Origin of the sequence: uncultured Amaricoccus sp. (genome assembly GCF_937858865.1) — a bacterium.
Classification (GTDB): Bacteria; Pseudomonadota; Alphaproteobacteria; order Rhodobacterales; family Rhodobacteraceae; genus Amaricoccus.
In genome coordinates, this window is the sequence record NZ_CALLYO010000045.1 from 1 (window position 1) to 20281 (window position 20281).

The window sequence follows — 20281 nt, forward strand, 5'->3', positions numbered from 1 at the left end:
ATGTACCGCGCCATTGGCTCGTCTCCCGCGCCTGCTCAGTTATGATTCTGCAAAAAGCCGAGGCTTCACGGGACTCAATCTATACGGGAAGGGCGCGCCGCGGGCAAGGCGCAACCGCGCAATATCCTGTGTGCCGAGGCCGGGCGGCAACGAGAAGTTGCCGCCGGTCCGCACCGCTACTGGACGGGCGGCGGCGCGGCCGGGCCGTCGCCGGCCGACGGCGCCGGCTCGGCGGGCGGCGTCTCGGCCGGCAGCTGCTGCGGCAGCAGGTCGCCCTCGAGGCCGGGCGCCGCGGGGCCGGCGGGCGCCGCGTCCTGGATCACGCTGCCGCCGTCGATCACCGAGCCGCTGCGGCTGTCGCGCGCCGCCAGCACCGTCAGCGCCAGGCTCGTCACCACGAAGCCGATGCCGACCGCCCAGGTCACCTTGGAGAGCGCCGTGGCCGCGCCGCGGCTGGTCATCACCCCGCCGCCGCCGATGCCGAGCCCGCCGCCCTCCGAACGCTGCAGCAGCACGACCACGATCAGGGTCAGCGCCAGCAGCAGGTGAATGGTCAGAACGACGGCTTGCATGACCGCTCCGGTCTCGTTTCGGAAAATCCGCCGGTTCTCTAGTCCCTGCCGCCGGGAATGTCGATGCCCGAAACGCCGCCGGCCCGGCTCATGCGCCCTTGCGCGACTCCCAGGCCCGGAGCGTCCGCTTCTTCGCCTGCGCGCGCCAGACCCGCTCGATGTTGGCCCGCGCCCAGCCGGGATCGAGCCGCTCCGGCCGCGCCAGCACCAGCGGCCACGGCCGGTGATGGTCGGTGGTGAAGAAGGTCTCCGGATCCGCCTCGATCAGGAAGTCGCGCTCCTCGAAATCCACCTTGAAGACCGGACAGTCGTGGCGCGCGTTCCAGTAGAGGATCACCTTGCCGTTCACCTTGAAGGACCGCGAATCCCAGGAGGTCGTCTCCTCGGTCTCGGGCAGCGCCAGCACCATCGCGCGCAGGTCTTCGAAGCTCACCATGGCCGCCTCATAGCACGAAGGCGCGGCCCCGTCCCCCGCGCGCGCCGGGCCGGATCGGCGCGGAAGGGGTTGACGCCTGCGACAGGCGTCAACCCCCCGATCTCAGTTGCGGCTCTTGTCCACCATCTTGCCGGCGGAAATCCACGGCATCATTGCCCGGAGCTTCTCGCCGACCTGCTCGATCTGGTGCGCGTCGTTCATCCGCCGCGTCGCCTTGAAGTAGGGCTGCCCGACCGCGTTCTCCGCCATGAAGCCCGAGACGAACCGCCCGGTCTGGATGTCCTCCAGCACCTCCCGCATCCGCCGCTTGGTCTCCTCCCGCGGCAGGATCCGCGGCCCCGAGACGTACTCGCCGTACTCGGCGGTGTTCGAGATCGAGTAGTTCATGTTGGCGATGCCGCCCTCGTAGATCAGATCCACGATGAGCTTCACCTCGTGAAGGCATTCGAAATACGCCATTTCCGGCTCGTAACCGGCCTCGACCAGCGTCTCGAAGCCCATGCGGATCAGCTCGACCAGCCCGCCGCAGAGCACCGCCTGCTCGCCGAAGAGGTCGGTCTCGCACTCCTGGCGGAAGTCGGTCTCGATGATCCCCGACCGCCCGCCGCCGATCCCGGCGCAGTAGCTCTTGGCGATCTCGAGCGCGTTGCCGCTGGCGTCGTTGGCGACCGCGACGAGGCAGGGCACGCCGCCGCCCTTCACGAACTCGCCGCGCACCGTGTGGCCCGGACCCTTCGGCGCCATCATGATGACGTCGACGCCCGGCTTCGGCTGGATGAGGCCGAAATGCACGTTCAGCCCGTGCGCGAAGGCGATCGCCGCGCCGTCGCGGAGGTTGTCGTGGATGTACTTGCGGTAGGTGTCGGCCTGCAGCTCGTCGGGCATCGTCATCATCAGCACGTCCGCCCATTTGGCGGCGTCACCGATCGACATGACCTTCAGCCCCTCGCCTTCGGCCTTCTTCGCCGAGGGCGAGCCGTCGCGGAGTCCCACGGCCACGTTCTTCACGCCCGAATCCCGCAGGTTCAGCGCATGCGCATGCCCCTGGCTGCCGTAGCCGACCACGGCCACCTTCTTGTCCTTGATCAGGTTGATGTCGCAGTCGCGATCGTAATAGACCCGCATTTTCGAGCGTACCTCCAGTCCGTCCCGCGCGCCCCTTACCCGTGCGTCCGCGGGAATGCAATTCACCCCGGCCGACTTTCCGGCCGACTTTCCGGCCAACTTTCCGCAGCCCGCGCGCCGAGCCCGAGCCGCATCAGCGTCCGCCGCACCGGCGCGGCGCCGTACAGCGTCCGCAGCCCCGCGCGGCGCAGCTCGCGCAGCGGCCGCGCCCCGGCCATCGACGCGCGGTTGAGCGCGTCTATCCCGCCGACGCGGAGCAGGATCTCGCCGTGGCGCGCCCGGTGATAGCGCCCGAGCAGCTCGCGCGACCCGATGTCGCCGCCCCCCGCCCGCGTCGCCTCGCAGAGATCGAGGAGGGCGGCGATGTCGGCGAGCGACATGTTCAGCCCCTGCGCCCCGATCGGCGGCACGACGTGCGCCGCCTCGGCGACGAGCGCGGTGCGCGGCCCGTCGAGGCGCTCGGCGACCTGGGTGATGATCGGCCAGAGCATCCGCCGCCCGGCGAGCGCGAGCTCGCCCAGGACGCCGCAGGAGCGGAGGTTGAGCGCGGCGTTGAACTCCGCCTCCGGCATCGCGGCCAGCTCCGCCGCCCGCGGCCCCGCCTCCATCCAGACCACCGCCGAGGCGTGCACGCCGTCCCGGTCGGGCAGGGGGACCAGCGTGAAGGGACCGCCCGACCGGTGGATCTCGGTCGAGGCGTCGCCGTGCGGCAGCGCGTGCGTGACCGAGAAGACCACCGCCTTCTGCCCATAGCCCCAGCGCCGCGCGCGGATGCCGAGCCCCTCGCGCACCGCGCTGTCGCGCCCGTCCGCCGCGACGACCAGCCGCGCCCGCACCTGCGTCCCGTCGGAGAGCGCGACCAGCGCCGCCTCGCTCCGCGGCACCACGCGTTCGACCCGGACGCCGGCGCGCAGCGCCCCGTCCACCCGCGCGACCATCTCCCGCCGGAGCAGCCAGTTGGGCAGGTTCCAGCCGAAGACCTCGGCGCCGATCTCGCTCGCCGCGAACTCCGCCGTCTCGCGGATCACCCCCTCCGTGCCGCCGGCGTCGGCGATGCGCATGAGCCGGAGCGGCGCCGCCTGCGGCGCGAGCGCCTCCCAGAGCCCGGCCCGCCGCAACAGATCGACCGCGGGCGAGAGGAAAGCCGTGCTGCGCAGATCCGACCCCTCGGCCTCGGCCGAGGTGACGGGCGGCACCGGATCGACGCAGAGCACCTCGAAGCCCGCCGCGGCGAAGGCCGCCGTGGCGGTCAGGCCGGCGACGCCACCTCCCGCCACCAGCACGTCGACCGCGAGCCCCCTCATGCGAGCCCCGTCATGCGAGCCGCGCGAGGAAGCCCGCCAGATCGTCGGTCTGGTGGTGCACATGCGGATGCGTCGCGGCCGGTCCGACGAGGACGGTGCGCACCCCGAGCCCGTGCGGCACCTCGAGGTTGCGCGGATCGTCCTCGAACATCGCCGCCCGCCGCGGCGCCAGCCCGTCGCGCCCGAAGACCGCGGCGAAGGCCTCCGCCCGCGGCTTCGGCACATAGCCCGCATCCTCGAAGCCGTAGAGCGCATCGAAGCATTCCGCGAGGCCGCAGGCCAGCGTCACCCGCCGCGCATGCTCGCGCGAGCCGTTGGTGAAGACGACCTTCCGCCCCGGCAGCCCGGCGATCGCGGCGGCGAGCGCCGGCGAGGGCTCGATGCCGGTCAGGTCGATGTCGTGCACCTCGGCGAGATAGGGCCCCGGCTCCACCCCGTGCAGGTTCATCAGCCCGGCGAGCGTCGTGCCGTGCTCCCGCCAGTACTGCCGGCGCAGCTCCCCCGCCCGCGCCGCGTCCACCCCGAGCGTGCGCATGACGAAGGCGGCCATCCGCGCCTCGATCTGGTCGAAGAGCCGGATCGCCGGCGGATAGAGCGTATTGTCGAGGTCGAAGACCCAGGTCTCGACGTGGGCGAAATCGGCATGCATGTCCCGGTCTCTACCCCGCCGCCGCGCATCCGGCAACGGCCCCGCCCCTCCTTTCCCGCGGGGTCGTGTAGCGCGAGTAACGAAGTCTTAACCTGACGAATATCTTCAGAATCAAGGATATACCTATAGTTTCGCGCGCGAAATCCTGTTTTTCGCACCGGCCTGACGCGCCTGCCGGACACTCTCGATTCTTCCCCGCCCGCGGACTAGTGTCGCGCACCATGCCGAGCCCCACGCCCCCGAAGGACGCCTACGGCCTCGTGGTCGAGGCGATCGACCACGGCGACTACCGCCCCGGCGACCGCCTCGTCGAGGCCGAGCTCGCCGAGCGCTTCGGCGTCTCGCGCACCCCGATCCGCGAGGCGCTGCAGCGGCTCGAGACCCAGGGCCTGCTCGCCCGCGACGGCCGCAGCCTCGTCGTCGCCAGCCTCGACCACGACCAGCTCGGCGAGCTCTACGTCGTGCGCGCCGAGCTCGAGGGCCTCGCCGCCCGCCTCGCCGCCCAGCACGCCGCGCCCGAGGAGATCCGCATCCTCTGGGACATGATCGCCCGCGACCGCGCGCTGGTCGGCGACCCCGACCGCCTCGCCCGCGCCAACAAGCGCTTCCACCGCCAGATCCACCTCGCGAGCCACAACCGCTACCTGATCCAGCAGCTCGAGATGGTGCACCGCTCGATGGCCCTCGTCGCCACCACCTCCCTCGCCGCCGAGGGCCGCGGCGCCCGCGCCATGGACGAGCACGAGGCGATCGTCCGCGCCATCGAGGCGCGCGACGGCGCCGCCGCCGAGGCCGCGATCCGCGGCCACATCAGCCAGGCCTTCGAGACCCGCCTGAAGGCCGACGCCGAACGCTACGGCTGACCGTCCCGCAGCCCGGAGTGCTCGGTCTTGAGCCAGTGGAAGGGCCGGTAGAGAAGCTCCAGCATCGCGTGATAGGCCGCCAGCGACCCGAGCAGCCCGTAGATGAGCAGGGTCGGGATCCACGGGATCATCCGCGCCCGCCCGGTCTCGGCGAGCGCCACCGCCGCGCCGACCCAGTCGACGACGAGGCCGGCGAAAAGGGCGACGGCGAGCGCCGTGCCGTAGCCGGGCGGCAGGTGATCCGCCACCGGCAGCCCGACCAGCCCGCCGAAGGCCGCGAACCAGTAGAGCGGCCAGGCGAGGAAGGCGGTCAGCCCGCCGAGGAACAGCACCTGGAAGCCGGCGAACCCGAGCGGCCCGAGGTCGCGCCAGAGCCGCCAGGGCCGCCGCATGTGCGTCGCCCAGGTGATCGCATAGCCCTTCAGCCAGCGCGACCGCTGCCCCACCCAGCGCCAGGGATTGGCCGCACAGGCCTCCTCCTTCGTCGTCGTCGCCACCATCTCGCAGCGATAGCCGTGCCGCGCGAGCCGCATCCCGAGGTCGGCGTCCTCGGTGACGTTGTGCGCGTCCCAGCAGCCGACCTCCTCGAGCACCCGCCGGCGGAAGAAGACCGTCGTCCCGCCGAGCGGGATCGGCAGCCCGAGCCGCTCGACGCCGACCAGCACGACGCGGAACCAGAGCGCATAGTCGATGGTGAACCACCGCGAGAGCAGATTGTCCCCGCTGTTGTAGAAATCGAGATACCCCTGCACGCAGCCGACCTTGGGGTCGGCCGCCATCAGATGCCGGACCACCGCCTCGATCTGCCCCGGATCGGGCGCGTCCTCGGCGTCGTAGACCCCGACGATCTCGCCCCTGCAGAAGGGCAGGGCATAGTTCAGCGCCCGCGGCTTGGTCTCCACCGTCCCCTTCGGCACCGTCACCACCTCGACCGTCGGCGGCATCCCGGCCCGCTCGATCGCCGCCAGCGTCGCGACGTCGCCGGCCTCGAGCACCAGCTTGATGTCGAGAAGCGCCTCGGGATAGTCCATCCGCCGCAGCGCCGCGAGCAGCTGCCCCGCGACCTTCGCCTCGCCCTTGAGCGGCACCAGGAGCGAGACCGGCGGCTTCCTGCGATGCTCGGCGAGCGACGTCGCCGCGACCGGCGGGAGCCGCCGTTTCCGCCACCGCGCGACGAGCGCGAAGGCCCGGAGGCCGACCGTCGCGGCATGGGAGACGAGCGCCCAGACCAGCACCGCGGCCAGCGCCGACCAGGAAAGCCAGCAGATGCCCGCCGCGAGCACGGCGAGAACGACCGCCTTGCGGAGGGTGAAGCCGTTGACGAAGAGCGTGCGGCAGCTCGCCTCCGCCGGGCAGCGCGCCTCCGCCGCCCGCACCATCTCCTGTCCGAAGTGGCGGGCGACCGTGCGGCGGATCGCCGCCGCCGGCGCCAGCGCCAGCGCCTCGCCCCCGAAGGCCTCGAGCGCCGCCGCGCCTTGCGCCGGATTGGCGACGGCGATCACCCGCCGCCCGCCGAAGGTCCGCCATGGCACCGCCTCGAGCGCCAGGCAGCGCCCGGGATCCGCTTCGGCGACGAAGGCCGGATCGGCCGGCCGGGCGTCGAGGTCGATGCGCCCGATCCGGGTCTGCTCGGCGAGCGCGTCCACCAGCGTGTCGCCCGAGATCAGCCCGCCGACGAGGAGGATCTGGCCGAGCGCCGTGTCCTGATGGCGTTGCTGGTCGAGCGCGGCGGCGAGGGCGGCGGGCGCGATCGCACCGCGCTGCACGAGGATCTGGCCGAGGTACGGCCTGCGCGGCGCGGCCGCTCCGGAGACATCCTCCGCGACAGGCCTGAACGGAAGAACCCGGGCCATACCAATACTCCACGCCGGCCGACGCGGAGAATTGCTATGGATTCTTTAACAGCCCTTTAAGGCTGCGGAAACTTAAGGATTAACTCCCGCCGCCGCCGGCGGCCTCCATCGAGGCGACGAACCGCTCGAAGAGATAGAAGCTGTCCTGCGGCCCCGGGCTCGCCTCCGGATGGTGCTGCACCGAGAAGACCCGCCCGTCCTCGGTGGCGATGCCGCAGTTCGACCCGTCGAAGAGCGAGACATGCGTCTCGACCACCCCCTTCGGCAGGGTCTGGCTGTCAACGGTGAAGCCGTGGTTCATCGAGGTCACCTCGACCTTTCCGGTCGAAAGCTCCTTCACCGGATGATTGGCGCCATGGTGGCCGTGGTTCATCTTGATGGTGCGCGCCCCGAGCGCCAGCGCCAGCATCTGGTGGCCGAGGCAGATGCCGAAGACCGGGATCCGCGTCCGCTCCAGCACCTCGCGGATCATCGGCACGGCGTATTCGCCGGTCGCCGCCGGATCGCCCGGCCCGTTGGAGAGGAAGAGCCCCTCCGGCCGGTGCGCCAGCACCTCCTCGGCGGTCGCCGTCGCCGGCAGCACCGTCACGTCGCAGCCGGCGCTCGCGAGGCAGCGCAGGATGTTGCGCTTGGCGCCATAGTCGACCGCCACCACCCGGTGGCCCAGCCCGGCGCGGCGGACGTAGCCCTCCGGCCAGGCCCAGCGCATCTCGTCCCAGCGGTAGCTCTGCGCGCAGGTGACCTCGCGGGCGAGGTCCATGCCCACGAGCCCGGGGAAGGCGCGCGCCCGCCCGAGCAAATCGTCGAGGTCGAAGTCGCCGTCCGGCGCATGGCTGATCGCGACGTGCGGCGCGCCCTGCAGCCGGATGGCGCGGGTCAGGCGCCGGGTGTCGATCTGGCCGATCCCGATGCGGCCCCGCCGCGCCAGCCAGTCCGAGAGCGTGCCGGCCGCGCGCCAGCTCGACGGCTCGGTCGGGTCCCATTTCACCACCATGCCGGCCGCGACCGGGTCGGCGGTCTCGTCGTCCTCGGGGTTCACCCCGACGTTGCCGACATGCGGGAAGGTGAAGGTGACGATCTGCCCGGCATAGGAGGGATCGGTCATGATCTCCTGGTAGCCGGTCATCGCCGTGTTGAAGCAGAGCTCGCCCACCGCCACGCCGGCCGCGCCGAAGCCCTTGCCGTAGAAGATCTGCCCGTCGGCCAGTGCGATGCAGGCCGTGGGCCTCAGCCCGTCGCCCGGCGCCGAGGCAAGCGCCTGGTCCGAGGGAGCGGCACGTGCGGTCATGGTCGATCGAATCCCGAGGTTCGCGGCGGAAGCTATGCCGCACGCGGGCGGTCGTCAAGGCGAATGCGCGCCGGCAAAATCCAGCAAGATCAGGTAATTGCCGGCGGGCCATCAGGCTTGCGGCCCCGCGCGCCGCAGCGGTATAGTGCCCTTTCGGCCGACGGCCCGGCCAGCGAAGGGTGCCCAGGATGACGATGCGCGAGCGATTCGCGGCGGATCTCAAGGAAGCGATCAAGGCGCGTGACAGCAGACGGATTTCGACGCTTCGGCTGATCACCGCGGCGATCAAGGACCGCGACATCGCGGCCCGCACAGAGGACAACGCCGAGGGCGTCGGGGACGCCGGGATCCTCGCGATCCTCGCCAAGATGATCCGCCAGCGCGAGGAGAGCGCGCGCGCCTACGAGGAGGGCGGGCGGCTCGACCTCGCCGAGCAGGAGCGCGGCGAGATCGCGATCATCCGCGACTACCTGCCGCGGCAGATGTCCGAGGCCGAGATCGACCAGGCGATCGCGAAGGCGATCGAGGAGACCGGCGCCTCCTCGATCCGCGACATGGGCAAGGTGATGGCGATGCTGAAGGCGCGCCACACCGGCCAGATGGACTTCTCCCGCGTCGGCGCCGCCGTGAAGCAGGCCTTCCGCTAGCAGGCGGCCTCCCGCGCGGGGCTGGCGGGGCCGGCGCGGATCGTGGCAGAAGACGCTTCGCAGGGGAGGAACGCCATGAGGAAGCGTCTTTTCGGCCGGGACGAGGCAGGCCGGCCCGTCGAGGAGGTGATCCTCGAGAGCGCCGACGCCGCCGTCTCGATCCTCGCCCTCGGCTGCATCACCCGCGACTGGCGCGTCGACGGGCCGCGCGGCACGCTGCCGATGGTGCTCGGCTTCCCCCGCCTCGAGGATTATCTGCACCATTCCCGCTCGCACGGCGCCGTCGTCGGCCGGGTCGCCAACCGCACCGGCGGCGCCTCCTTCACCCTCGACGGCCGGACCCATGCCCTCACCGCCAACGACGGCGCGAACCACCTGCACGGCGGCGCGGTCGGGCTCGCGGGGCGGATCTGGGACATGGAGACCGACACCCCGGCCAACACGCTCTATCTCTTCTACCGGAGCCCGGACGGGGAGGAGGGCTATCCCGGCAACGTCGATTTCGCCGTCAGCTTCCGCCTCGAGGGGCCGCGGCTCATCTGCGAGATGACCGGCACCCCGGACCGGCCGACGCCGATCAGCCTCGCCAACCACAACTACTACAACCTCGGCGGCGAGGGGACGGTGAAGGACCACCTGCTCTGGATCGCCGCCCGGGAATACACCCCGACCGACGCGGCGCTGGTCCCGACCGGCGAGATCCGCCCGCTCGACGGCACCGGCCGTGACTTCTCGACCGAGCGCGAGATCGGCGACACCGCGCTCGACCTCAACCTCGTCCTCGACCCCGCCCGCGACCGCAAGCGCCCGACCGCCCGCGCCCGCTGCCCGCGCACCGGGCGCCAGCTCGAACTCTGGACCGACGAGCCGGGGATGCAGCTCTTCGACGCCCCGGAGATGACCATCGCCGTCCCCGGCCACGACGGGCAGAGCTACGGCCCCTTCGCCGGCCTCTGCCTCGAGGCGCAGCACTTCCCCGACAGCCTGCACCAGCCGGACTGGCCGAGCATCGTCGCCACCCCGGAGAAACCCTATTTCCAGCGGCTTGTGGTGGAGATCGGGCGGGCGTGAGCAGGCTCGCACCCGCCTTCCGCACAGTGCGGGATTCCGACAAGCCACTGAAACGAAAACAAAATCCGAACGGCGTTAACCATCCGCGGCATAAAGGTTAACATCGTCCGGCAAGACCTTGCCGCCAATCGTATTTCAACTTACGCGAGAATCGAAGGTTAACCAAGCGTTGACAACGGCTGGTGGCCGAACAGCTGTCAACAACAATATATGGTGGCTCACGCCAAAAAATCTGTTGCGACTCGCCGCCGAAAGGGCGTTCTCTGGTGTCCCGGCCACGAACGGCCGCAAGATATGGTGCCTCCCGCTAGAGGTAGGCCGAGGCAACAAGAGGACCGAGAGATGAAGATCGAGCGCCGCTTCACCACCGAGGAGACCGGGGCCTACGGGGCGCTCGAATTCCGCACCACCTCGTCAGAGATCCGCAACCCGGACGGCTCGGTGGTCTTCAGCCTCCCCGACCTCGAGGTCCCGGCCGGCTGGAGCCAGGTCGCCGCCGACGTCCTCGCCCAGAAGTACTTCCGCAAGGCCGGCGTCCCCGTCGCGCTCCGCCGCGTGCGCGAGAAGGGCGTCCCCGCCTTCCTCTGGCGCTCCGTCCCCGACGAGGCGAAGCTCGCCCAGCTCCCCGAGGAGGCGCGCACCACCGGCGAGACCTCCGCAGCCCAGGTCTTCGACCGCCTCGCCGGCGCCTGGGCCTACTGGGGCTGGAAGGGCGGCTACTTCACCACCGAGGCCGACGCCCGCGCCTACTACGACGAAATGCGCTACATGCTGGCGACCCAGATGGGCGCGCCCAACTCGCCGCAGTGGTTCAACACCGGCCTGCACTGGGCCTACGGCATCGACGGCCCGGGGCAGGGGCACTACTACGTCGATTTCCAGTCCGGCGAGCTGGTGAAATCCACCTCCGCCTACGAGCACCCGCAGCCGCATGCCTGCTTCATCCAGTCGGTGCAGGACGACCTCGTGAACGAGGGCGGCATCATGGACCTCTGGACCCGCGAGGCGCGCCTCTTCAAGTACGGCTCCGGCACCGGCACCAACTTCTCCTCGCTGCGCGCCGAGAGCGAGAAGCTCGCCGGCGGCGGCAAGTCCTCCGGCCTGATGTCGTTCCTCAAGATCGGCGACCGCGCCGCCGGCGCCATCAAGTCGGGCGGCACCACGCGCCGCGCCGCCAAGATGGTGATCTGCGACATGGATCACCCCGACATCGAGGACTTCATCTCCTGGAAGGTGATCGAGGAGCAGAAGGTCGCCTCCCTCGTCGCCGGCTCCAAGGTCCACCGCGAGCGCCTCGCCGCCATCCTCGACGCCATCCGCAGCTGGGACGGCGCCGAGGCCGACGCCTTCGACCCGAAGGCCAACCCGTCCCTCAAGGCCGCCATCCGCGCGGCGAAGAAGGTCCACCTCCCCGAGGCCTACGTGAAGCGCGTGCTGCAGCAGGCCGAACAGGGCGCGACCGAGATCGACTTCCGCACCTACGACACCGACTGGGACTCCGACGCCTACCTGACCGTCTCGGGGCAGAACTCCAACAACTCCGTCCGCGTCACCGACGCCTTCCTCGCGGCGGTGCGCGCCGACGGCGACTGGCAGCTCACCCGCCGCACCGACGGCAAGGTGACGAAGACGGTCAAGGCGCGCGAGCTCTGGGAGAAGGTCGGCCTCGCCGCCTGGGCCTGCGCCGACCCCGGCGTGCAGTTCCACGACACGATCAACGCCTGGCACACCTGCCCCGAGGACGGCCCGATCCGCGCCTCGAACCCCTGCTCGGAATACATGTTCCTCGACGACACCGCCTGCAACCTGGCGTCGATGAACCTGCTCGCCTTCCTCAAGGACGGCCGCATCGACGCCCGCGCCTACGTCCACGCCACCCGCCTCTGGACGCTGACCCTCGAGATCTCCGTCCTCATGGCGCAGTTCCCGAGCCCGCGCATCGCCGAGCTCTCCTACCGCTTCCGCACCCTCGGCCTCGGCTACGCCAACATCGGCGGCCTGCTGATGACCATGGGCCACGGCTACGACAGCCCGGAGGGCCGGGCGCTCTGCGGCGCGCTCAGCGCGGTGATGACCGGCGCCGCCTACGGCCTCTCGGCCGAGATGGCGGGCGAGCTCGGCGCCTTCCCCGGCTATGCGGCCAACGCCCCGCACATGCTGCGCGTCATCCGCAACCACCGCCGCGCCGCCCAGGGCCACCTCACCGACTACGAGGGCCTCGCCGTCCCGCCGGTCGCGCTCGACCATGCGAGCTGCCCCGACTCCGCGCTCATCAACCTCGCGCACGCCGTCTGGGACGAGGCGCTCGAGCTCGGCGAGCGGCACGGCTTCCGCAACGCCCAGACCACCGTGATCGCGCCCACCGGCACCATCGGCCTCGTCATGGACTGCGACACCACCGGCATCGAGCCCGACTTCGCGCTGGTGAAGTTCAAGAAGCTCGCCGGCGGCGGCTACTTCAAGATCATCAACCAGGCGGTGCCCGGCGCGCTCGCCCACCTCGGCTACCGCCCGGCCGAGATCGAGGAGATCGTCGCCTACGCCGTCGGCCACGGCTCGCTCGGCCAGGCGCCGGAGATCAACCACACCACGCTCGTCGGCCACGGCTTCGGCAAGGCCGAGATCGCGAAGCTCGAGGCGGCGCTGCCGACCGCCTTCGACATCCGCTTCGTCTTCAACCAGTGGACGCTCGGCGAGGAGTTCTGCACCGGGGTCCTCGGCATCCCGGCCGACAAGCTGCGCGACCCGGCCTTCGACCTGCTGCGCCACCTCGGCTTCTCGCGCGCCCAGATCGAGGCGGCCAACGCCCACGCCTGCGGCACCATGACGCTCGAGGGCGCGCCGCACCTGCGCCCCGAGCACTACCCGGTCTTCGACTGCGCCAACCCCTGCGGCAAGATCGGCACCCGCTATCTCTCGGTCGAGAGCCACATCCGCATGATGGCCGCCGCCCAGAGCTTCGTCTCCGGCGCCATCTCCAAGACGATCAACATGCCGAACGAGGCGACGATCGGCGACTGCAAGGCCGCCTACGAGCTCTCCTGGTCGCTCGGGGTGAAGGCGAACGCGCTCTACCGCGACGGCTCCAAGCTTTCGCAGCCGCTCGCCGCCTCGCTGATCGAGGACGACGAGGACCTCGAGGAGGCGCTCCTCGAGGCGCCGCAGCCCGAGCGCGTCACCGTGCTGGCCGAGAAGATCGTCGAGAAGCTGATCGTGAAGGAGATCGAGCGGGCGAACGCGCGCCAGCGCCTGCCCGAGCGGCGCAAGGGCTACACCCAGAAGGCGCTGGTCGGCGGCCACAAGGTCTACCTGCGCACCGGCGAATACGCCGACGGCTCCCTGGGCGAGATCTTCATCGACATGCACAAGGAGGGTGCCGCCTTCCGGGCGATGATGAACAACTTCGCCATCGCCGTCTCGGTCGGCCTGCAGTACGGCGTGCCGCTCGAGGAGTTCGTCGAGGCCTTCACCTTCACCCGCTTCGAGCCGGCGGGCATGGTGCAGGGCAACGACTCGATCAAGAACGCGACCTCGATCCTCGACTACATCTTCCGCGAGCTCGCCGTCTCCTACCTCGACCGCACCGACCTCGCCCACGTCAAGCCGACCGGCGAGAGCTTCGACACCATCGGCGGCGGCGAGGCGGAACGCTCCGGCAACGTGCTGCGCCTCGACGGCGAGGTGGCGCAGAGCTCGATCGCGGTGATCAAGCAGATCTCCTCCTCGGGCTACCTGCGCAAGCGCCTGCCGCAGGAGCTGATGGTGCTGCAGGGCGGCGCCGCCGTCGCCGGCGCCCTCGAGCTCGGCGTCCTCCCCGGCCTCGCCGCCCCGGCGGCCTCCGCCGCCGGCGCCGCCGCCCTCGACGCCCGCTCCAAGGCGAAGATGCAGGGCTACGTCGGCGACCCCTGCGGCGAATGCGGCAACTTCACCCTGGTCAGGAACGGCACCTGCCTGAAATGCAACACCTGCGGCGCCACCTCGGGCTGCAGCTGACGGAACGGGACAGCGAGGGGCTGCGGCGGAACCGGTCGAGCAGGACCAGCCTACCAAAGCCAGCAGAAGCGCGAAGGAGGGGGGCCGAAAGGCCCCCTTCGTCTTGCCTGTCAGGGGGCCGGGATCCTTCGAGCCGCAGCGCGTACAGGAAGTTTTAACCCGACGAATCCCTTTGGGATCATATGGTTACTTATAGTTTCGCGCGCGAAATCCCCGTTTCGCGCCCCGCGCCTGCACCCGGCCCGGGGACCGGGTGCGGCGGTCGGCTCTCAGGAGGCGAGCTCGGCGTCGAGGGTGATGTCGACCGAGCCGTGCAGCAGCTTGGAGATCGGGCAGATCTCCTTCGCCTTCTGCGCCGCGGCCTGGAAGGCCTCCTCGGAGGCGCCGGGGATCTTCGCCTTCACCGTCAGATGCACGCTGGTGATGGTGAAGCCGTTGTCCATCTTGCCGGTCACGGCCGAGCTCGCCCGGATCTCGTCGGCGACGAGGTTCGCCTCGCCGAGGACGCCCGAGAGCTGCATCGCGTAGCAGGCCGCATGCGCGGCGCCGACCAGCTCCTCCGGGTTCGTTCCCTTCTCGTCGCCGAAGCGCTTGGCGAAGCTGTAGTTCACGTCGGCGAGCGCGCCGCTCTCGGTCGAGAGCGTCCCCTTGCCGTCCTTGAGGCCGCCGCTCCAGACTGCCGAACCGGTTCTCGTCATCACATCCTCCTTCTTCATCCCAACCGTGACCCTGCGGCCCGCCGGGGGCGCGGCTTGGCGGGCGGCGGCAGCAGCGTCGGCGCCCGGCGCGCCTCCGCCGCCTCGCGGGCGATGGCCCGCAGCAGCAGCAGGACGCCGCCGACGAGGGCGAGCCGGATCAGGGACGAGGGGCGAGGCATGGGCGGGAACTCCTTGGGGCGGCATCGTCCCCGCGACAACGGCCCTTTCCCGCTCCGGTTCCGCCCCCTCATCCTCCCGTGTGGCTCATGTGCCGGGACACCCGGCCATGCACCTCGCGCCGCGAATAGTCGAAGTCGTGCCCCCTCGGCTTGCGGGCGATCGCCGCGGCGATCGCCGCCACCAGCGGCGCGTCGTCGCCCGGGTTCGCGCGCAGCACCGAGCGCAGGTCGGCCTCGTCCTCCTGGCCGAGGCACATGAAGAGCTGCCCGGTGCAGGTCAGCCGCACCCGGTTGCAGCTCTCGCAGAAATTGTGCGTCAGCGGCGTGATGAAGCCGATCCGCCCGCCGGTCTCGGCCACGCGCACGTAGCGCGCCGGCCCGCCGGTGCGCTCGGGCGTGTCGGCGAGCGTCCAGCGTTCCTCGAGCCGCTGGCGCAGGTCGCGCAGCGACCAGTACTGGTCGAGCCGGTCCTCGGCGCCGAGGTCGCCCATCGGCATGACCTCGATGAAGGTGAGATCGAAGCCGCGCGCGCCGCACCAGGCGACGAGATCGTGCAGCTCCTCCTCGTTGACGCCCTTGAGCGCCACCGTGTTGATCTTGACGTGCAGGCCCGCCTCCGCCGCCGCCTCGATGCCGTCCATCACCTGGCGGAAGCGCCCCCAGCGGGTGATGCGGGCGAACTTGTCGGCGTCGAGCGTGTCGAGCGACACGTTGACGCGCCGAACGCCGCAGTCGGCGAGCTCCGCGGCGAAGCGCCGCAGCTGGCTGCCGTTGGTGGTGAGGGTCAGCTCCCGGAGCGCGCCGCTCTCGAGATGGCGCGACATGGCGCGGAAGAAGGTCATGATTCCCTTGCGCACCAGCGGCTCGCCGCCGGTGATCCTGAGCTTCTCGACCCCGAGCCCGATGAAGGCCGAACACAGCCGATCGAGCTCCTCGAGCGTCAGCAGCTCCGCCTTGGGCAGGAACTCCATATGCTCGGACATGCAGTAGACGCAGCGGAAGTCGCAGCGGTCGGTCACCGAGACGCGCAGATAGGTGATCGCGCGCGCGAACGGATCGATCAGGCGAGGCTGTCCGGTCAAGTGAGCTGTTCTCCCTCTGCAGAGAGTAGGAGGGCAGGGCTGGCAGTTCAAGCCGTTGCCACACACGCTTGACTCCGGCCCCCGGAGACGGTCGTAATCGTCATGCGGCAACGGCGGGAAAGGGAGACCGCCGCGCGACCGGGGGTCGGCCCCATGAATCCGATTGGATTCGACATCGAAATCGAGTCCGTGACGCGCCTCGACGACCTCTGGAAACGGCTGGTCGCCTTCGCGCGGGGCTGCGGCGTGGCCCGGATCGGCTACCACCACCTGCCCCCGCCCGGCGCGCCCGATGCCGGCCAGCAGCGCATCGAGAACGACGGCTTCCCGGCGCCGCTCGTCGAGCAATATCTCGCCGCCCGCTCGAGCGGCCTCGCGGTCATGGCGCAGGCGCTGCAGAACAGCGTGCGGCCGGTCTATCTCGAGGATCTCGCGCATATCTCCCCCGCCGGCACCCGCGAGCGCGCGCATCTCGAGTCCTATCGCGCCAGCGGCGTCGCGAGCGGCCTCGGGCTGCAGGCCTTCGGTCCGAAGGGGCGCAACGGGATCTTCGCCATCGATCTCGTGCCCGGGCTCCGGCGCCTCGGGCCGGAAGTCCTCTCGGGCCTCCGCTGGGCCTGCCAGGCGATGCACCTGCGCTACTGCGAGCTGCTCCTGCGCGAGCTCGGCGAGGTGCCGGCCCTCTCCCCGCGCGAGCTCGAGGTGCTGACCTGGGTGGCGCGCGGCAAGACCAACGCGCTCATCGCCGAGATCCTCGGCATATCCGCCCACACGGTCGACGCCCACCTGCGGCGCGTCTACCAGAAGCTCGGCGTGGCCGACCGGATCTCGGCGGCGCTGCGCGGCCTCGGCTTCGGGCTGATCAGCATCGACCCAGGAGAGCAGCCGCACGTCGCCCGATCACGCTGACTCACGGCTGTACACGAAGTTTTAACCCGACGAATCCCTTTAATATCATATAGTTACTTATAGTTTCGCGCGCGAAATCGTGAATCTCGGGCCCCCGAGGTCACTCCACGGTCACCGACTTGGCGAGGTTCCGCGGCTGGTCGACGTCGGTGCCCTTGAAGACCGCGGTGTGATAGGCGAGGAGCTGCGCCGGCGCCGCGTAGAGGATCGGCGCCACGAACGGATCGCAGGCCGGCATCGCGAGCGTCCGCCAGGGACCCGGCCCGGCTTCCTCGAGGCCGCCCGCGTCGCTGACCAGCAGCACCTTGCCGTCGCGCGCCATCACCTCCTGCATGTTGGAGACGGTCTTGTCGAAAAGCCCGTCCGAGGGAGCGAGCACGATGACCGGCACGTCCTCGTCGATCAGCGCGATCGGCCCGTGCTTGAGCTCGCCCGAGGCATAGCCTTCGGCGTGGATATAGCTGATCTCCTTCAGCTTCAGCGCCCCCTCGAGCGCGAGCGGATACATGGAGCCGCGCCCGAGGAAGAGGATGTCCTGCGCCCGCGACAGGTCCTTGGCGATCTCGGCGATCTCGGGCTCGGCCGTCAGCGCGCGCGCCATCAGGCCGGGGACGCTGCCGAGCGCCGTCGCGAGCCGCTCCTCGTCGGCCGCCGCGAGCGTGCCGCGCTGGCGCCCGGCGACCAGCGCCAGGATCGCGAGCACGGTGAGCTGGCAGGTGAAGGCCTTGGTCGAGGCGACGCCGATCTCGGGGCCGGCGAGGATCGGCAGCGCCACGTCGCTCTCCCGCGCGATGGTCGAGGTCTCGACGTTCACCACCGAGACGATGCGCCCTCCCTGGCCGCGCACGTAGCGCAGCGCGGCCAGCGTGTCGGCGGTCTCGCCCGACTGGCTGACGAAGATGCCGAGCGTGCCGGCCCCGAGCGGCGGCTCGCGGTAGCGGAACTCCGAGGCGATCTCGATCTCGACCGGCAGGCGGGCCAGGCTCTCGAACCAGTATTTCGCCACGTGGCAGGCATAGTGCGCCGTGCCGCAGGCGACGAGGACCAGCCGGTCGACCGCGGCGAAGTCGACCCCCGCCGGCGCGACCGCCGCCTTGCGGTCGACGGTGAGATAATGGCCGAGCGCGTCGGCGATCACCGTCGGCTGCTCGTGCACCTCCTTGGCCATGAAGTGCTTGTAGGGGCCTTTCTCGGCGTAGAAATTCTCCACCGGGACATGCTGGATCTCGCGGGCTGCCGGCCGGCCCTCGGCGTCGAAGATCGCGACCTCGGCGCGGGTCAGCACCGCATGGTCGCCCTCCTCGAGATAGGCGATGCGGCTGGTGAGCGGCGCGAGCGCCAGGGCGTCGGAGCCGACGAAGACTTCGCCGTCGCCGTAGCCGACCGCGAGCGGCGACCCGCGGCGGGCGGCAACGAGCAGGTCCGCCTCGCCGTCGAAGAGAAAGCAGAGGGCGAATGCCCCCTGCAGCCGCGCCAGGGTGGCGCGGGCGGCCGCGACCGGGGTGGCGCCGGCCGCGAGCGCGCGGTTGCAGAGCTGCACGATGGTCTCGGTGTCGGTCTCGGTCTCGAAGACGACGCCCTCGGCCTCGAGCTCGGTGCGGAGCGCGCGGAAGTTCTCGATGATGCCGTTGTGGACGACCGCCACGCGCCCGGCCTGGTGCGGGTGGGCGTTGCGCTCGGAGGGCTGGCCGTGCGTCGCCCAGCGGGTATGGCCGATGCCGGCCTTGCCGCGGATCGGGTCGCGCACGAGGAGGTCGGAGAGCGCGATCAGCTTGCCGACCGCCCGCCGGCGCCCCAGCCGGCCCTCGTGCACGGTGGCGATGCCGGCGCTGTCGTAGCCGCGGTATTCGAGCCGCTTCAGCGCCTCGAGGATGAGCGGAGCCACCTCGTGGCGGCCGAGGATCGCGACGATGCCGCACATCTCAGTGCACCCCCCCGGCCTTGAGCGCCCTCAGCCGCTCCATGATCCGCCGCCCGAGCGCCGGCCTGTTCTCCTGCCGTGCGCGGGCGATCGCGAGCGCCCCTTCCGGCACGTCGCTGGTGACGACCGAGCCGGCGGCCACCAGCGCGCCCGCCCCGACGCTGACCGGGGCCACCAGCGCCGTGTTCGAGCCGATGAAGGCGCCGGCGCCGATCTCGGTCCGGTGCTTGAAGACGCCGTCGTAGTTGCAGACGATGGTGCCGGCGCCGACATTGGCACCGCGGCCGACGGTTGCGTCGCCGATGTAGGTGAGGTGGTTGGCCTTGGCGCCCTCCTCGACGATGGAGTTCTTCACCTCGACGAAGTTGCCGATCCGGGCGTTCTCGGCGATCTCGGCCCCGGGGCGGAGGCGGGCGAAGGGGCCGATCCGGGCGCCGCGGCTGATGTGGCACCCTTCGAAGTAGCAGAAGGGAAGGATGATGGCGCCGGACTCGACGGTCACCTCCGCGCCGAAGACGACGTGCGGGCCGATCGTGGCATCGCGGCCGACGACAGTGTCGAGGGCGAAGAAGACGGTCGCGGGATCGGTGAGGGTGACGCCGTTCGCCATCGCCTCGGCGCGGGCGCGAGCCTGGAAGGCGGCCTCTGCCGCGGCGAGATCGGCGCGGGAGTTGACGCCGAGCGTCTCGGCCTCGGGGCAGGTGATGACGGCGACGGCGAGGCCGCGGCCGCGGGCGAGGCCCACGACGTCGGTGAGGTAGTATTCCCCTTTGGCATTGTCGGTCCCGACCTCCGCGAGCAGTCCCCGCAGGGTGGTGGCATCGGCGGCGAGGAGGCCCGAGTTGCAGAGCCGGACGGCGAGCTGGTCGGGCGTGGCGTCGCGGGCCTCGACGATGGCTTCGAGGCCGCCGTTCGGGCCGAGGAGGAGACGGCCGTAGGTGCCCGGCTCGGCCGCCTCGAAGCCGAGGACGACGACGGCAGCGCCGCCCGCGCGGGTAGCGAGCATGGCCTCGAGCGTTTCCGGGCGGATGAGGGGCGTGTCGCCGTAGAGGACGACGACGTCACCCTCGAAGTCCTCGAGCTCCGGCGCGGCCTGCAGCACGGCGTGGGCGGTGCCGAGCTGCTCCGTCTGCTCGACGACGCGGAGGTCGGGGTCGATGCTGCGGGCGGCCGCTTCGACGGCGTCGGCGCCATGGCCGGTCACGAGGATCGTGCGCTCGGGCTCGAGCGCCCGGGCGGCGGCGAGGGCGTGCGCGATCAGCGGCGCCGAGGCCAGCGGGTGCAGGATCTTGGGGAGATCCGAGTTCATCCGCGTTCCCTGGCCGGCGGCGAGAAGGATGACGGCGACGGGCATGCGGGAACCTCCGGCAAGCTGGCAACAGAGGCGACTCCTAGCAGCCATTGTGCGGCGCGCAAAGGGCGGGGCGGATCAGATCCTGTTTCAGAATCCTGCAGCTTGGGCCAAGAGGGGACGAGGCAGGAGGAGGCATGGATGCGGGCTGCGGTCTTCGATCTCGACGGGACCCTGGCGGACACCTCGGCCGACCTGATCGCCGCGGCGAACGGTGCGCTGGCGGAGGCGGGGGTCGGCGCGCGGCTCGACGCGGCCGACGGCGCCGAACCGGCGGTTCGCGCCGAACCGGCGCGCTCCTGAGAGCGGGGCGCTGCACGCATGCGCTTCGATAGAATCG

Annotated in this window: 18 protein-coding genes; 6 read left to right on the forward strand and 12 right to left on the reverse strand. The window is 70.9% G+C overall.

The genetic code is table 11. The annotated features are described in order from the left end of the window. Positions 1-176: 176 nt before the first annotated feature. The 5 genes from secG to Q0112_RS01180 all read right to left on the reverse strand — a co-directional run bounded on the left by secG (position 177) and on the right by Q0112_RS01180 (position 4086). Positions 177-572: a preprotein translocase subunit SecG gene (secG, locus tag Q0112_RS01160; RefSeq protein WP_297970356.1), complete on the reverse strand. Its 396-nt coding sequence runs from the start codon at positions 570-572 to the stop codon at positions 177-179. 88 nt (positions 573-660) lie between these two features. Next, the gene (locus Q0112_RS01165) at positions 661-1008 is read right to left on the reverse strand and encodes an MmcQ/YjbR family DNA-binding protein (RefSeq protein ID WP_297970358.1); all 348 of its coding nucleotides are present in this window, start codon (positions 1006-1008) and stop codon (positions 661-663) included. Positions 1009-1110: 102 nt separating this feature from the next. Further along, positions 1111-2133, reverse strand: coding sequence for a ketol-acid reductoisomerase (ilvC, locus tag Q0112_RS01170; RefSeq protein ID WP_297970360.1), 1023 nt, complete (start codon positions 2131-2133; stop codon positions 1111-1113). A gap of 62 nt (positions 2134-2195) precedes the next feature. Next, a complete protein-coding gene (locus Q0112_RS01175) occupies positions 2196-3437 on the reverse strand; it encodes an FAD-dependent monooxygenase (RefSeq protein ID WP_297970362.1) in 1242 nt (413 codons plus the stop codon). A gap of 10 nt (positions 3438-3447) precedes the next feature. Beyond that, on the reverse strand, positions 3448-4086 hold the full coding sequence (locus tag Q0112_RS01180; RefSeq protein ID WP_297970363.1) for a pyrimidine 5'-nucleotidase: 639 nt from the start codon (positions 4084-4086) through the stop codon (positions 3448-3450). 221 nt (positions 4087-4307) lie between these two features. Between Q0112_RS01180 and Q0112_RS01185 the strand changes: the two genes are divergently transcribed. After that, positions 4308-4949 (forward strand): GntR family transcriptional regulator, encoded by a 642-nt coding sequence (locus Q0112_RS01185; RefSeq protein WP_297970364.1) that lies wholly within the window; start codon positions 4308-4310, stop codon positions 4947-4949. Here Q0112_RS01185 and Q0112_RS01190 read toward each other — a convergent pair. Both Q0112_RS01190 and carA read right to left on the reverse strand, forming a co-directional pair. Beyond that, the gene (locus Q0112_RS01190) at positions 4940-6802 is read right to left on the reverse strand and encodes a glycosyltransferase (protein ID WP_297970366.1); all 1863 of its coding nucleotides are present in this window, start codon (positions 6800-6802) and stop codon (positions 4940-4942) included. The genes Q0112_RS01185 and Q0112_RS01190 overlap by 10 nt on opposite strands. Before the next feature lie 79 nt (positions 6803-6881). Further along, entirely contained in the window at positions 6882-8090 is a 1209-nt protein-coding gene (gene carA, locus Q0112_RS01195; protein WP_297970368.1) for a glutamine-hydrolyzing carbamoyl-phosphate synthase small subunit, read from the reverse strand. A gap of 188 nt (positions 8091-8278) precedes the next feature. Here carA and Q0112_RS01200 point away from each other — a divergent pair, with 188 nt between their 5' ends. From Q0112_RS01200 to Q0112_RS01210, 3 genes are all read left to right on the forward strand, one after another. Then, positions 8279-8737, forward strand: coding sequence for a GatB/YqeY domain-containing protein (locus Q0112_RS01200; RefSeq protein ID WP_297970370.1), 459 nt, complete (start codon positions 8279-8281; stop codon positions 8735-8737). A 75-nt stretch (positions 8738-8812) separates the two neighbouring features. After that, entirely contained in the window at positions 8813-9808 is a 996-nt protein-coding gene (locus Q0112_RS01205) for an aldose epimerase family protein (RefSeq protein WP_297970372.1), read from the forward strand. 342 nt (positions 9809-10150) lie between these two features. Beyond that, positions 10151-13801 (forward strand): vitamin B12-dependent ribonucleotide reductase, encoded by a 3651-nt coding sequence (locus Q0112_RS01210; RefSeq protein ID WP_297970374.1) that lies wholly within the window; start codon positions 10151-10153, stop codon positions 13799-13801. 269 nt (positions 13802-14070) lie between these two features. On the opposite strand, the gene Q0112_RS01215 is transcribed toward Q0112_RS01210, so the two are convergent. The 3 genes from Q0112_RS01215 to moaA all read right to left on the reverse strand — a co-directional run bounded on the left by Q0112_RS01215 (position 14071) and on the right by moaA (position 15760). Continuing rightward, positions 14071-14499, reverse strand: coding sequence for an OsmC family peroxiredoxin (locus Q0112_RS01215; protein WP_297970376.1), 429 nt, complete (start codon positions 14497-14499; stop codon positions 14071-14073). A 14-nt stretch (positions 14500-14513) separates the two neighbouring features. After that, on the reverse strand, positions 14514-14678 hold the full coding sequence (locus tag Q0112_RS01220) for a hypothetical protein (protein WP_297970378.1): 165 nt from the start codon (positions 14676-14678) through the stop codon (positions 14514-14516). A gap of 68 nt (positions 14679-14746) precedes the next feature. After that, positions 14747-15760 (reverse strand): GTP 3',8-cyclase MoaA, encoded by a 1014-nt coding sequence (gene moaA, locus Q0112_RS01225; RefSeq protein ID WP_297970380.1) that lies wholly within the window; start codon positions 15758-15760, stop codon positions 14747-14749. Between the two features lie 189 nt (positions 15761-15949). On the opposite strand from moaA, the gene Q0112_RS01230 reads away from it, so the two are divergent. Continuing rightward, positions 15950-16669: a LuxR family transcriptional regulator gene (locus Q0112_RS01230; protein WP_297970382.1), complete on the forward strand. Its 720-nt coding sequence runs from the start codon at positions 15950-15952 to the stop codon at positions 16667-16669. 100 nt (positions 16670-16769) lie between these two features. On the opposite strand, the gene glmS is transcribed toward Q0112_RS01230, so the two are convergent. Both glmS and glmU read right to left on the reverse strand, forming a co-directional pair. Beyond that, a complete protein-coding gene (gene glmS, locus Q0112_RS01235; protein ID WP_297970384.1) occupies positions 16770-18590 on the reverse strand; it encodes a glutamine--fructose-6-phosphate transaminase (isomerizing) in 1821 nt (606 codons plus the stop codon). A gap of 1 nt (position 18591) precedes the next feature. After that, on the reverse strand, positions 18592-19944 hold the full coding sequence (gene glmU, locus Q0112_RS01240; protein WP_297970387.1) for a bifunctional UDP-N-acetylglucosamine diphosphorylase/glucosamine-1-phosphate N-acetyltransferase GlmU: 1353 nt from the start codon (positions 19942-19944) through the stop codon (positions 18592-18594). Between the two features lie 138 nt (positions 19945-20082). On the opposite strand from glmU, the gene Q0112_RS01245 reads away from it, so the two are divergent. After that, the gene (locus Q0112_RS01245; RefSeq protein WP_297970389.1) at positions 20083-20244 is read left to right on the forward strand and encodes an HAD hydrolase-like protein; all 162 of its coding nucleotides are present in this window, start codon (positions 20083-20085) and stop codon (positions 20242-20244) included. Positions 20245-20281 lie beyond the last annotated feature (37 nt).